Annotated in this window: 15 protein-coding genes; 11 read left to right on the top strand and 4 right to left on the bottom strand. The window is 68.2% G+C overall.

Annotated elements, in window-relative coordinates; genetic code table 11:
* Positions 1–16 precede the first annotated feature (16 nt).
* The gene (locus ACOZ4N_RS10100; protein WP_424019802.1) at positions 17–682 is read right to left on the bottom strand and encodes a hypothetical protein; all 666 of its coding nucleotides are present in this window, start codon (positions 680–682) and stop codon (positions 17–19) included.
* Between the two features lie 91 nt (positions 683–773).
* Here ACOZ4N_RS10100 and trpC point away from each other — a divergent pair, with 91 nt between their 5' ends.
* From trpC to ACOZ4N_RS10075, 5 genes are all read left to right on the top strand, one after another.
* On the top strand, positions 774–1,550 hold the full coding sequence (gene trpC / locus ACOZ4N_RS10095; protein WP_424019801.1) for an indole-3-glycerol phosphate synthase: 777 nt from the start codon (positions 774–776) through the stop codon (positions 1,548–1,550).
* Complete coding sequence (trpB, locus tag ACOZ4N_RS10090) at positions 1,547–2,794, top strand: tryptophan synthase subunit beta (protein ID WP_424019800.1); 1,248 nt, start codon at positions 1,547–1,549, stop codon at positions 2,792–2,794. Before trpC ends, trpB begins: the two co-directional genes overlap by 4 nt.
* Entirely contained in the window at positions 2,795–3,640 is an 846-nt protein-coding gene (gene trpA, locus ACOZ4N_RS10085) for a tryptophan synthase subunit alpha (protein ID WP_424019799.1), read from the top strand. It abuts the gene before it with no gap.
* Positions 3,641–3,779: 139 nt separating this feature from the next.
* A complete protein-coding gene (locus ACOZ4N_RS10080) occupies positions 3,780–4,583 on the top strand; it encodes a 2-amino-3,7-dideoxy-D-threo-hept-6-ulosonate synthase (RefSeq protein ID WP_424019798.1) in 804 nt (267 codons plus the stop codon).
* Positions 4,584–4,731: 148 nt separating this feature from the next.
* Positions 4,732–4,911 carry a hypothetical protein gene (locus ACOZ4N_RS10075; protein ID WP_424019797.1) on the top strand — a complete coding sequence of 60 codons (180 nt, stop codon included), beginning with the start codon at positions 4,732–4,734 and terminating at the stop codon, positions 4,909–4,911.
* A 106-nt stretch (positions 4,912–5,017) separates the two neighbouring features.
* Here the strand turns inward: ACOZ4N_RS10075 and ACOZ4N_RS10070 are convergent, their stop codons facing one another.
* Entirely contained in the window at positions 5,018–5,773 is a 756-nt protein-coding gene (locus ACOZ4N_RS10070) for a hypothetical protein (RefSeq protein ID WP_424019796.1), read from the bottom strand.
* Between the two features lie 228 nt (positions 5,774–6,001).
* Here ACOZ4N_RS10070 and ACOZ4N_RS10065 point away from each other — a divergent pair, with 228 nt between their 5' ends.
* From ACOZ4N_RS10065 to ACOZ4N_RS10045, 5 genes are all read left to right on the top strand, one after another.
* On the top strand, positions 6,002–7,075 hold the full coding sequence (locus tag ACOZ4N_RS10065; RefSeq protein WP_424019795.1) for a DHH family phosphoesterase: 1,074 nt from the start codon (positions 6,002–6,004) through the stop codon (positions 7,073–7,075).
* Between the two features lie 67 nt (positions 7,076–7,142).
* Positions 7,143–7,568 carry a DUF5791 family protein gene (locus ACOZ4N_RS10060; RefSeq protein ID WP_424019794.1) on the top strand — a complete coding sequence of 142 codons (426 nt, stop codon included), beginning with the start codon at positions 7,143–7,145 and terminating at the stop codon, positions 7,566–7,568.
* A 2-nt stretch (positions 7,569–7,570) separates the two neighbouring features.
* On the top strand, positions 7,571–8,467 hold the full coding sequence (locus ACOZ4N_RS10055) for an SDR family oxidoreductase (RefSeq protein ID WP_424019793.1): 897 nt from the start codon (positions 7,571–7,573) through the stop codon (positions 8,465–8,467).
* 99 nt (positions 8,468–8,566) lie between these two features.
* Positions 8,567–9,739 (top strand): DHH family phosphoesterase, encoded by a 1,173-nt coding sequence (locus ACOZ4N_RS10050; protein WP_424019792.1) that lies wholly within the window; start codon positions 8,567–8,569, stop codon positions 9,737–9,739.
* A gap of 188 nt (positions 9,740–9,927) precedes the next feature.
* A complete protein-coding gene (locus tag ACOZ4N_RS10045) occupies positions 9,928–11,016 on the top strand; it encodes an aldo/keto reductase (RefSeq protein WP_424019791.1) in 1,089 nt (362 codons plus the stop codon).
* Here ACOZ4N_RS10045 and ACOZ4N_RS10040 read toward each other — a convergent pair whose 3' ends face one another.
* Positions 11,017–11,187 carry an HVO_0758 family zinc finger protein gene (locus tag ACOZ4N_RS10040; protein WP_424019790.1) on the bottom strand — a complete coding sequence of 57 codons (171 nt, stop codon included), beginning with the start codon at positions 11,185–11,187 and terminating at the stop codon, positions 11,017–11,019.
* Between the two features lie 146 nt (positions 11,188–11,333).
* Here ACOZ4N_RS10040 and ACOZ4N_RS10035 point away from each other — a divergent pair, with 146 nt between their 5' ends.
* Positions 11,334–12,431, top strand: coding sequence for a glycosyl transferase family 2 (locus ACOZ4N_RS10035; RefSeq protein WP_424019789.1), 1,098 nt, complete (start codon positions 11,334–11,336; stop codon positions 12,429–12,431).
* Between the two features lie 7 nt (positions 12,432–12,438).
* Here ACOZ4N_RS10035 and ACOZ4N_RS10030 read toward each other — a convergent pair whose 3' ends face one another.
* Positions 12,439–13,218, bottom strand: a complete 780-nt coding sequence (locus tag ACOZ4N_RS10030) for a response regulator (RefSeq protein WP_424019788.1) — start codon at positions 13,216–13,218, stop codon at positions 12,439–12,441.
* Positions 13,219–13,241: the final 23 nt, after the last annotated feature.

Below are 13,241 nucleotides of genomic sequence, written 5' to 3'. Positions count from 1 at the left end.
AGTGGCGAAAGGCCGCTCAGCGGACGGTCAACTCGACGGTCCCCTCGATATCCAGTACGTCGGTCGGGGCCAGGAGTCGGGCGGTCGTGGTCGATCCACCGGCCGTCGTGAGCCGGAGGCTCACCACGTCGTCCGTCCGCAACACGCGGCCGAAGTGCGTGCTGTCCTCGGCCAGTCGCCGGTGTCGGTCGTCGATCTCCTCGTCGTCGTCGCCGAGGTCGAACACCAGTCGGTGACGTTCGTGGTTGGTCCCCAGTGTCGCGTCCGCGCTCGTGGCCCTGGCCGGTTCGATTCCGAAGTAGCCGTCGGCCGATCTGTCGGTCGACCGCGCGGCCAGTTCGTAGCTGTCGTTCGCAGTCTTCCAGCTCACGGTGACGCCGGTCAGATCCACTTCCTCGACCCAGTCGGCCTTGGCCACGGTCACCTCGACCGTCCCGATCCGCCGCTGGGCGACGTTGGTTCCGACCGCCGAGACGACCCGGAGCGCCGACGGGAGTGACCCCTCGTCCTCCGACTTGCCCGGTCCGGCCGAACCGGGCTCGACCGTCCCCGGCCCCACCGTCGTCGGCGTCGTGCCTCGGTCGCCCTCGTCATCCCCGTCGCCGCCGTCACCGAGACAGCCGGCCGCGCCGGCCGCCCCGAGGAGTGCCATCCCCCGCAGGAACCCTCGTCTGCCCGTCATTTCTGCCCGGTAGTTGCCCGTGCCGGCCCTTTAGCCTGTCCGTCGCCGTGACGCAAGTCTTATGTGCAGTTCCGTCCGTCAATGTACAGTAATGGACGCTAGTGGAGAGATAGCACCAGCGGTCGAGTCGATCCTCGCCGCCGCGCGCGAGCGAGGTGGGGGCGACGAGCGGGTGTCCGTGGACGCGCGGTCGTTGCCCGACGCCTTCGCGGCCGCCGAGGCCGACGGGCGAGTGCCCGTGATCGCGGAGGTGAAGCCGACGAGTCCGACGACCGACGGCGAGCGGACGGACGACCCCGTCGAACTCGCCGAGGCGATGGTCGCCGGCGGTGCGGCGGCCCTGTCGGTGCTGACCGAACCCGATCACTTCGGGGGGTCGCCGGAGAACCTGCGGCGGATTCGGGCGGCCGTCGACGTACCGGTTTTGCGGAAGGACTTCGTCGTGCGGGAGGCGCAACTCGACACCGTGGCGGCCGACGTCATCTTGCTGATCGTCCGGTTCCTGCAGGAGGAGGACACGGACGACCTGGCCGACCTGCTCGCGGCGGCCCGTGATCGGGGCTTTCAGGTCCTCGTGGAGGTCCACGACGGCGACGAACTCCAGCAGGCACTTGACGCCGGAGCCGATATCGTGGGTGTGAACAACCGCGATCTCGCACAGCTGAACGTCGATCTGGACACGTTCGAGCGCGTCGCGCCCGACGTGCCCGACGACGTGACGCTACTGGCCGAGAGCGGGATCGAGACCACCGACGACGTGGCCCGGATGCGCGCCGCCGGGGCCGACGGGCTGTTGATCGGCAGTGCGATCATGGACGGACCGGTCGGGGAGAACACGTCGCGGCTGACGAACACCGAGCAAACATGAGCGAGACAGGCAAATTCGGACAGTACGGCGGACAGTACGTGCCCGAGGCGTTGATGCCGGCCATCGAGGAACTGACGGACGCCTACGAGCGGTACGTGCTGGACAACGAGGACGGGTTCATGGACGAGTTCCGCGAGCGACTGCGCGACTTCGGCGGCCGACCCACGCCGTTGCAGTACGCCGACCAGCTCTCGGAGCGGTACGACACCGATGTCTACCTCAAGCGCGAGGACCTGCTCCACGGCGGCGCACACAAGCTGAACAACGCCCTGGGACAGGTCCTGCTCGCCAAGTACATGGGCAAAGAGCGGATCATCGCCGAGACCGGGGCCGGCCAGCACGGCACCGCGACGGCGATGGCGGCCGCCCACCTCGACATGCCCTGTGAGATCTACATGGGCCGGACGGACATCAACCGCCAGCGGCCCAACGTGTTCCGGATGCGGCTCAACGGGGCCGAGGTCAACCCCGTCACGGTGGGTCGGGGCACGCTGAAGGAGGCCATCAGCGAGACGATGCGAGACTGGGCGACGACGGTCGAGCGGACCCACTACGTCATCGGATCGGTCGTCGGCCCCGCGCCGTTCCCCGCGATGGTCCGTGACTTCCAGTCGGTGATCTCCGAGGAAGCCCGCGAGCAGATCCGGGAGCAGGCGGGTCGGCTCCCCGACTCCGTGGTCGCCTGCGCCGGCGGCGGGTCGAACACGATGGGCGCGTTCGCCGAGTTCGTCGACGACGCGGACGTGGACCTCCTCGCTGTGGAGGCCGGCGGCTCCTCCCTGACCGTCGACGAGGAACGCGGCGTCGCCCCGAACTCGGCGACGCTGTCGACCGGTGTCGAGGGCGTCCTCCACGGCGCACGCACCAAACTCCTCCAGGACGGGGACGGCCAGATCATGGAGTCCCACAGCGTCTCGGCGGGACTGGACTACGCCGGCGTCGGCCCGGAACTGGCCCACCTCGTCGACGAGGGACGGATCACGCCCGCCAACGTCGGCGACGACGCCGCGCTGGAAGGGTTCCACAGGCTCTCACAGGAGGAGGGAATCATCCCCGCACTGGAGACGGCCCACGCCTTCGGGTACCTGCACGAGAATCCCGACGCGGTGGGCGACGTGACCGTCGTCAACGTCTCGGGCCGGGGCGACAAGGACCTCGAAACCGTCATCGAGGAGACCGAAAAGCGGGACCTGGACGTGGACGTTGACATGTCCGTGTTCGACGCCGCCGGAGGTGCGATGTAGATGGCGAACAACCCCGACCTGGCGGCCGCGTTCGAGCGCGACGAGCCGGCTTTCGTCCCGTACCTGGCCGCGGGCGATCCCGACTACGACGCCTCCATCGAGTACGTCGAGGCGCTGGCCCGCGGCGGCGCGGACGTGATCGAACTCGGGCTCCCCTTCTCCGAACCCATCGCCGAGGGCAAGACGATCCAGGACGCTATCGTGCGCGCACTGGACGCGGGCATGACGCCGGATCGGTACTTCGAGTTCGTCGAAGAACTGGACGTGGACGTGCCGCTGGTCTGTATGACCTACTACAACCTGATCTACCAGTACGGCCAGGAAGAAGGCCCGCGTCCGTTCGTCGAGAAAGCCGCCGACGTGGGGATCACGGGCTTTGTCGTTCCGGACCTCCCCGCGGAGGAGGCCGACCCGCTCCGGGCGGCCTGCGACGAGTTCGACCTCGATCTGGTGTTCATCGTCGCGCCGACGACACGGGGCGAGCGCCTCGACCGCATGCGCGAGCAGGTCTCGGGGTACGTCTACGTGCAGGCGCGACTGGGGACGACCGGCGCGCGCGACGACGTGAGCGATCAGACCGACGAGAGTCTGGCTCGCATCGACGACTGGGACGTGCCCAAGGCCGTCGGCTTCGGCATCAAGGAGGGCGACCACGCCGCGCGGATCGTCCGCGCCGGGGCCGACGGGATCATCGTCGGCTCCGCGCTGGTCGACATCGTGGCCGACGGGTACGAAGCCGACACGCCCGTCGCCGAAGTCGCGGACCGCCTCGAAGCGAAGGCCCGCGAGTTGAAGCAGGGGGCCCTGCGCGGGGCCGAACAGCGCGCCGAGGCGGGCGGGGACTAGCGCACCTCACGGATCGCTGACAGCCCGCACACCGGCGGTGTCTCCGTCTCGAAATCACCGCCAGCGATTGCTTCGTCGGGGTCCCTGATGTCGCAGTCTCGCAACGCTTATGTCCGTACTTGCCACACCTTCACCTAATATGAGTACGGGGAACACAGCGCGGCTGGCGCGCATCGGGACAGGGGGACGCCACCTCATCGTCCCCATGGACCACGGCATCACACTGGGGGCCGTCAAAGGCCTCAAAGACATCGAATCGACCATCGACGCGATCACGCGGGGCGGCGCGGATGCAGTTCTCACCCAGAAGGGCATCGCGGGGCGCGTCCACGAGAACAAGAACGGTGCGGGCTATATCTGCCATCTCAACGGCTCGACGGCCATCGGTCCGGACGAAAACGACAAGCGCACGACCGGGACCGTCGAAGACGCCATCCGGGCCGGGGCCGACGCCGTCTCCTTCCACATCAACGTCGGCTCGACCTACGAACGCGAACAGATCGAGGAACTCGCGGCGGTCACGAGCGAGGCCGACCGCTACGGGATGCCCGTCCTCGCGATGACCTACGCGCGCGGGCCGGACATCGACCCCGAGAGCGAGGACTACAACCAGGCCGTCGGGCACGCCGTCCGCCTGGGCGAGGAACTCGGCGCGGACCTCGTGAAGACCGGCTACACCGGCGACGCCGAGAGTTTCCAGCACGTCGTCGAGTCGACCAGCCTGCCCGTCGTCATCGCGGGCGGCGCGAAAGGCACCGACAAGGAGACCCTGCAGATGGTGCGGGGCGCGATGGACGCTGGCGCGGCCGGCGTCTCGATGGGCCGCTCCATCTTCCAGCACGACGACCCCGAGGCGATCACGCAGGGCGTCGCCAGCGTCATCCACGACGACCAGAGCGCCGAGGAGGCCGCCCGCGAGGCCGGGCTCGCAGTGGAAGCCTGAAACGGACCGGTTTCACTGATCGTGCGGAGATGAGGGAGTCAGACGACTGTTCAGATACACCTTTTCCCTCATCTTTCGGTTCGGGGCCCGTTGACCACCTGTCGGAAGATATCGGTGCCGTTTTGACACGTTTCCGCGCACTGCAGGTATGGGCGAGCGGCTCGAGCAACGAATTGGCCAGCTGGCCGGTCTGTCGATGCTAGGGGTTCTCGGGCTGGGACTCGCAGAGCTGTTGGGCGCCATCGACTACTTCTCCGTGCGTTCGTTTCTGGCCCTGTTTTTCGGCCTCGGCATCTGTATGGCGATACTTCAGTGGTGGGCGTCTTGAGGCCAAAGTAGTGCTGGACCGGAGGTCCCACGATACCCTGCACACGGGCGCTTTCCGCCCGTTCACAGATTGTGGTCGCAGGCCACCTGAGGCCGAAACAGGAGACCTAGAACAGGTACCGCTTGTCAGTCTCCGCGGCCACGTCGACCATCACCAGCTGGGCGTCCATGTACTGCAGGGTGTTTTTCATGTCGGCGGTCACGTTCAGCGTCCCGCCCATCACGGCGTCGAGGAGGCCCAGATCGCCCGAGAGCAGGCGTTTCCAGTCCTCGTACTCGCCGGTGAGGCGGACGCGGTGTTCACGTTCGTCCACGGACTGCATGGTCGCGGTCTCCAGACAGTCGCCGTCGACCATGTTGAGCCAGGCGAAGACGTGGCCCTCGTCGGTGACGTGTTCGTCGAGTTCGTCGACCAGCGAGTCCAGCACGTCCGGCATGATGTTACGGAGGCCGGGCCAGACTTTCTCGGGCGACTCGTTGAGCGGTGTTTCGAGCAGTTCCGCGGACGCACGCTCCTGCAGGGTCCCGGTTCGGGCCTCGACGTTCTCCTGGATCTGTTCGGGCGCGGTCTGCATGACGGCTTCGAGCGTGCTGTCGGGAAGCTGTCGGATGGCGTCGCCGAGGTTCCGCCAGAGTTCCTCGGGCAGGTCGTTGACGGCGTTCTCGAAGATGGGGAGGTTGCGGATCTCGAAGACGAAATCGCCGTTCCACTTGGTGCCCCAGCCGTCCATCTCCCGGTCGAGCGCCTCGCTCTCGCAGAGTCGTTCGGCGTAGGCCTCCAGCCACGCCGTCGTCGGGAAGTACTCGTGCAGTTCGTAGTAGGTCAGTTCGTCCGCTGACGTCCCCTCCTGTTGCGTACTCATGTTGTCACACCCCGTGGCTGCCGCGGACGGCACCGGTCCCGCTGGGTGGTACCGCCCGGCGTCACACTATCTATGCCAACACGTCGTACAATAAAGTCTTGTTCGATTCTATCAGCACGCGACCACGTCGGCCAACGCCGTGGCGGTTCGTTTCGGGTCCGCCAGTCGCAACCGACCGGTAGCTACCATGCGAGGACGCTTATACGCCTGTAACCGCCGGTTGAGACTATGGCTCCCGTACAGCAAGACGAGGAGGCCGGCGAGCCGGAGTCGACCGTTCCGCGGCCGGCGACCTCGCGCATCGACGACCTGGCCTCGGTGCTGGCCGACGCGGGGTCGCTGGGTATCGTCTGTCACGACAACCCCGATCCCGACTCCATCGCCAGCGCACTGGCGCTGGAACTGCTCGCCGAGGCCTGGGGGGTGCCCGAGACCGAGATCGTCTACGGCGGGTCGATCACCCACCAGCAGAACCGCGCGTTCGTCAACCTGCTCGACCTGGATCTGACCCACCTCGACGACACGGACCTCGACGGGTTCGACTGCATCGCCTTCGTGGACCACTCGATCCCCGGCGTCAACAACAGCGTCCCGGCCTCGACCGGCGTCGACGTGGTCATCGACCACCACGACTTCCCCGAACCGCCCGACGCCGAGTACGTCGACGTGCGCGACCGCTGTGGCGCGACCGCGTCGATCCTCGTCGGCTATCTGACCCAGAGCGACGTGCCCATCTCCGAACCGGTCGCCTCGGCGCTGCTCTTTGCCCTCCACCGCGAGCGCCTGGACTACGTCCGGCATCCGACCGCCGAGGAGTACCAGGCCGCGCTCACCGTCTTCCGGCAGGCCGACGTGCCGCTGGTCGAGGAGATGTACGGGTCGGCCTTCACCCCCGCGATGCTCGACGCCATCGGCGAGGCGATCCGGAGTCGCACCGTCCGCGGATCGAGCCTCGTGGCGACCGTCGGCCGGACCAGCGAGAGCGGTGCGATCCCACAGGCCGCCGACTACCTCCTGAACCTGGAGGGGATCACGACGGTCCTGGTGTTCGGGCTGGTCGACGAGACCGTCCGGCTCAGCGCCCGGTCCATCGACTCCCGGGTCGACATCGCCGACGCGCTCCGGGCCTCCTTCGCCGACGTGGGGCAGGTCGGCGGCCACGGGGACATGGCCGGCGGCCAGATCCCGCTGGGGCTGTTCGCGGACCACGGCGAGGACGACCCCGACCTCCTGGCCTTCGCCGACCGTCGAGTTCGTCATCGCTTTTTCGACGCGATGCATCTGGACGGCGACGACGGGTGAGTGGGACCGTCGGCCCCCACCTGCGGGAACTGACACTGATTTACGGCGGGACGTTCTACCCGCCTGCATGCTCAGAGACGAGTTCGAGGCAGTCGGGGACCGCGACCCCGAGGACCTGCTGGCCGCCTACGAGGCGGTCCTGACGGACGTGATCGAAGCCCGCGGCGTCGAGACCGTCGCCGCCGAGACCGAGATCGACGAGGCGACGCTCTCGGCGCTGGTCGCGGGCGACTCGCCCGACGTGACGCTCGAAGAAGCGGCGGCGATCCTCGCGACCGATCCGGATCGGCCCGATTCCGACTTCCTCGTGGCCGACGCTCGCGACATCCTCCTGATGGGGATGAGCAGTGCCGTCCTCGACGTGGAGGCGATCCAGTCGGGGATCGACGGCAAACTCGAAGCCAAGGAGATCCAGCAGAAAGTCGAGGGGCGCTACCCGATGACCATCGCCGAGTACGCCCTGCTGCACGGGTACATCGAGAGCAAGAAGTGACCATGCGCGTCGCGATTCTGGGCTGTGGCTACGTCGGGCTGGAACTGGGACGACAGCTATCGACCGATCACGAGGTCGTCGGCGTCCGCCGCTCCGAGGCGGGCGTCGAGGCCATCGAGGCCGCGGGGTTCGAGGCCGTTCGGGCGGACGTGACCGACCCCGACGACCTCGACCGGGTCCCCGACGCCGACGCGGTCGTGTTCGCGGCCAGTTCGGGCGGTCGGGGGGCCGAGGCGGCCCGCGAGATCTACGTCGACGGCCTCCGGACCGCCGTCGAACACTTCGCCGTCCGTGACGATCCGCCGGAACGGCTGATCTACACCTCCAGCACGGGCGTCTACGGCGACCACGACGGCGACTGGGTGGACGAGACGACGCCGCTTTCCCCGACGACCGAGAAGACCGAGGTGCTGGCCGAGGCCGAACGAATCGCCACCGAGGTGGCCGGGGATCACGGTATCGACGGCACCGTCGCCCGCTTTGCCGGCCTGTACGGCCCGGACCGCTACCGGCTGGAGCGATACATCGAGGGGCCGGTGACGGAGGGGTACCTGAACATGGTCCACCGCGACGACGCCGCGGGCGTCGTGCGGTACCTGCTGGAGACCGACCGCGGCCGCGACGACGTGGTGCTGGTCGTCGACGACGAGCCGGCTCCGAAGTGGGACTTTGCGGACTGGCTGGCCACCGAGTGCGGTGTGCCCGAGCCGCCCAAGCGGACGAAAGCCGAGCGGCTGGCCGACGACTCGCTGTCGGCCGCCGCCCGCCGCCGGATCGAGACGAGCAAGCGCTGCTCGAACGACCGGCTCCGCGAGTGGGGCTACGACTACTCCTACCCGACCTACCGCGAGGGGTACCGGGCGGCCATCGAGTCGTATCGCCGCGGCGATTACGGATAATCCTGCCGTACAGCACCGGTACGTGCGTGTTGGTGGCGGCTTCCGAGTTTTGTACCGATGGGGAACCTTCATGTTCGTCGGGTTCGACACAACGCGAGTATGCCACTTGCTGCCGCGGGTGGCGTCGGGCTCGGTGCAGCCGTCGATACCACCGCGGCGTTCGCCCTGGACGGCCCATCGCTCGTGGCGGTGGCCGTCGCTGCGCTGGTCGCCCTCGGCGTCGTCGCCTGGCTCGTCGCCCGCCTCCGCCGACCGAAGGGGGCGAAACTCGAGCGACTCCTGGCCGCCCGCGACGAGGTGTCGGTGTTGATGCACCCCAACCCCGACCCGGACGCCATGGCCAGCGCCATGGCCGTCCGGACGCTCGCCGAATCCGTCGACACGGACGCGACGATGCAGTACACCGGCCAGATCCGGCATCAGGAAAACCGCGCCTTCGAGACCGTCCTCGATCTCGACTTCGAGCGCGTCGAGGACGCCAGCGAACTCACCTCCAAGGAAGTCGTTCTCGTCGATCACAACACGCCGAGAGGCTTCTCCGGCGCGGACAGCGTCGACCCCTTCGCCGTCGTCGATCACCACCCCGGCGAGGGTACCGGCTCGGAGTTCACCGACGTGCGTACCGACAACGGGGCCTGCGCCACGATCTGCGCCGAGTACTTCGAGGACCTCGGCTGGGACCCCATCGACCCGGACGACGAGGCCGGCCCCGAACAGCTCCCGACGGACCTCGCAACCGGCCTCATCTACGGCATCCAGGCCGACACCAAACACCTCACCAAGGGGTGTTCGGCCGCCGAATTCAGTGCCGCCTCCTACCTCTACGAAGGGGTCGACGAGGACATGCTCGACCGCATCGCCAACCCCGAGGTCGACGCCGAAGTGCTGGAAGTCAAAGCGAGGGCGATCACCAACCGCGAGGTCCGCAACGCCTTCGCGTTCGCCAACGTCGGCGACGTGAACAACGCCGACGCCATTCCCCAGGCCGCCGACGAACTCCTCCGGCTGGAGGGCGTGACCGCCGTCGTCGTCGCCGGCGAGAAAGACGGCACCGTCCACCTCTCGGGCCGCTCCCGGGACGACCGCGTCCACATGGGCAAGACCCTCCGGGCCGCCGTCGACGACATCCCGATGGCCGAAGCCGGCGGCCACGCCCGCATGGGTGGCGGCCAGATCTCGCTGGATCACATGGAGGGCCTGGGCCCCTCGACGGGCATGACGATGCCCGAACTGACGGATCGGCTGTTCGACGCGATGAGCGGGGATATTTGACCACTTTTTACTTCGTCGGGTGCCGCGCTCCGCGCGGCACCGCTCCTCGTAAAAACGTGGGGAAAAACTGCCGACCCCTCACTCCGTTCGGGGTCGGTGAACCGGCGCGCAGAGCGCGCCGGATGCTGGTGCCAACCGAACCACCCGCGACCGCCCCGCCTTTACTGTCGGCCGCCCAACGCACGCCCATGGCTACCCGCGAGGCAACCTGGGACTATCGGGACCGCCACCACGAGCGGTTCGCCCGCACCTACTTCCGGTCGTTCGCCGACTGCGTCGTCTCCTCGGTCGGCGTCGGCACGTACCTCGGCGACCCCACCGACGAAGCCGACGAGGACTACCACGAGGCCATCGTCGAAGCGCTCGAATCGGGCATCAACGTCGTCGACACGGCGATCAACTACCGGTGTCAGCGATCCGAACGCGTCGTCGGCGCGGCCATCGAGGCCGCCGACGTGGACCGCGAGGCCGTCCTCGTCGCCACGAAGGGCGGGTTCGTCCCCTTCGACGGCGAACGACCGGCCGATCCGGGACAGTTCGTCCGCGAGGAGTACCTCGATACGGGTCTCGTCGACCCCGACGACCTCGTTCGGGGGCAACACTGCATCGCGCCCGACTACGTTTCCGACCAGCTGGACCGGTCGCTGGAGAACCTGGGACTCGATACGGTCGATCTGTACTACGTCCACAACCCGGAGACGCAACTCGAATCGAAATCACGGGACGCCGTTTACGACCAGCTGGAGGACACCTTCACCCGACTCGAAGAACGAGCGGCCGCGGGTGATCTGCGCCACTACGGCGTGGCCTCCTGGGAGTCGTTCCGGGTGGCGGCGGACGCGGACAGCTACCTCTCGCTTCCCGAAATCGTCTCGCGCGCCCGGACGGCGTCGGATCGGGCGGGGACGGAGGCCACGCACCTCCGGGCGATCCAGTTGCCGTTCAACGTGTTCATGGCCGACGCGTTCACGGTCGAATCACACGAGGGAGCGGAGGGGGCACAGTCGGCGCTGTGGTTCGCGAACGACGCGGGACTGGACGTGTTCACGAGCGCGTCGATCATGCAGGGGCGGCTGGCCACGGACATGCCGGAACAGGTCGAGGCGAAACTGGACGGGGAGACGCGGGCCCAGCGAGCGATCAACTTCTCGCGGAGCGCCCCCGGTGTGACGAGTTCGCTGGTCGGGATGGGCTCGCCGGGCCACGTCGCGGAGAACGTCGCGGCGGGCACGTTCGAGCCGCTGGGTGCGAGCGCGTTCGACGCCGTCTTCGAGTGACTATCCCACTTTCTTCCACTTGCGGTCACAGCTCGGACAGAACCTGATCGTGTTGAGTTCGTCGGGGTCGTTTTCGGTTCCGAGTTGCTCCCCACACGCCGCACAGGTGAGTCGCTCGTAGGTGTCCTTCTCGATGTCGCCCGAGCGTAGCCCCTTGCGGACGGAATCCATAGCCGGCCATACTCGTGGACTCGTTAAAAAGCCCGCGCCGACGTGTCAGACGCGCGTTCGACGCCAGGCGTCCCGGTGCCGGCCGGGAGGCCCACGCACGTCCGAGAACGGCGGGTTTTTTCGGGGGCAGTCCTTACGACGGGGCGATGGAATACGTCCAGGAGCGGGTGGCGACGCTCCACGCGTTCGCCGACCGCGTTCCAGACGCGCCGACCGAGAACGCGGCCGTCGTCGTCCCCCTGACCGAGCGGGAGCACGCCAGCCTCGCCGCCGAGCGGGTGCTGACGACGCTGGATCGGGTCGACCCCGCCCGCGTGATCGTCGCGCTCCGGGCCAGCGAGGAGCGCGTCGACACCGTCGCCCGCTGGCTCGACTCCTTCGAACTCGGCCCCGACGTGCTGTGGTGTAACGCCCCCGAGGTCCGGGACACCCTCGGCGAGCACGGGCTGAACGGCCCCGCAGGGAAGGGGCGGGACGTGTGGCTGGCGCTGGGACTCGCCGCCCAGGAGGAGTACGTCGCGGTCCACGACGCGGACGCGACGACCTACTCGCGGGCCCACGTCCCGCGCCTCCTCTTTCCGCTCGCCCGTGGCTACGACTTCTCGAAGGGCTACTACGCCCGCGTCGAGAACGACCGGCTGTACGGCCGGCTCTTTCGGCTGTTCTACACGCCGCTGGTCCGGGCCCTCGCCGCGGAAGACGACGCGCCCATCGTCGACTACCTGGCGAGTTTCCGCTACGCGCTGGCCGGCGAGTTCGCGGCCACGAGCGACCTGGTACGCCAACTGCGCGCCCAGCGTGGCTGGGGGCTGGAAGTCGGGACGCTCGGTGACGCCTTCGATGTCGCCGGCTTCTCCGGCACCGCACAGGTCGACCTCGGGCGGCACGAACACGACCACCGCGCGGTCGGCGGTCCGCAGGGGCTGGGCGACATGTGTCGCGAGGTCGCCACCGCACTGTTCCACGCGGTCGAGGACGCGGGCGTCGATCCCGACTACGACCGGTTGCGCGAACGCTACCGGGCGGTCGCGGACGACCTCGTCGCACAGTACGAGACTGACGCGGCGTTCAACGGGTTCGCGTTCGACGCCGCTGGCGAGCGCGAGCAGGTCGACACCTACGCCGAGGCCGTCGCCCCGCCGGCGGAGGACACCCGACTCCCGGCCTGGGCGGAGACGGACCTCGATCCCGCGACGGTCGAACGGGCCGCCCGGCAGGGGCTGGACCGCGCGACCGACCGGTGACCGGCGGTCACGCCTCGCCGTCCCGCTCCGACCAGTTCACGACGACGCCCATCACCGCGGGGCCACCCTCGTACTCGATCCGGCCGCCGTGGAGTTCCAGGTCGAGCGTCGAGCCGTCGCGGTGTTTCCCGACGATCCGGTAGTTCAGTTCCTCGCGGTCGCCGGCCAGTCGCGCCTGGAGGTTCCGGCGGACGCGGTCGCGGTCGGACTCGGCGACGACCGTCAGCGGTGACATGCCGATCATCTCCGACCGGTCGTAGCCGTGGATGGCGGCGAGTTTCTCGTTGACGAACCGGAACTCGCCGTTCTGGATGAGGTAGATCCCGACGACGTTCTGTTCGACGAGGCGCTGGTACTGCTCTTTGGTCGTGCGCAGTTCCCGCTCGGCCCGGTGGCGCGCCACGGCCGTCTCGATCTTGTTGGCCAGCACGTCGTAGTGGTCGATGCCGGACTCCTTCTGGAGGTAGTCGGTCACACCCGCGGAGATGGCCTCACTGGCGATCTCCTCGCTGCCCTTCCCGGTGTAGAGGATAAACGGGAGGTCGTCGTATTCCTCGCGGACGCGGTCGAGGAAGGCCAGCCCGTCCATCCCCGGCATGTCGTAATCGCTGAGGACGCAGTCGACTGCCGATTCGGCGAGCCGGTCCAGTCCGGCCGCCGCGGTGGTCTCTCGGACCACGTCGAGCCTGTCCGACGCCCGCTCCAGACACTCCTGGGTCAGATCGAGGAGGCCAACCTCGTCGTCGACGTGGAGCACCTGTATCCGGTCGTCGATCGGAGCGTGCACAGTTCCTTACACGTTAGGGATGC

This window comes from Halorientalis pallida (assembly GCF_049605515.1).
Lineage (GTDB): Archaea > Halobacteriota > Halobacteria > Halobacteriales > Haloarculaceae > Halorientalis > Halorientalis pallida_A.
Note: the sequence above shows the minus strand (reverse complement) of the source record. Positions and strands in the feature narration are given on the sequence as shown.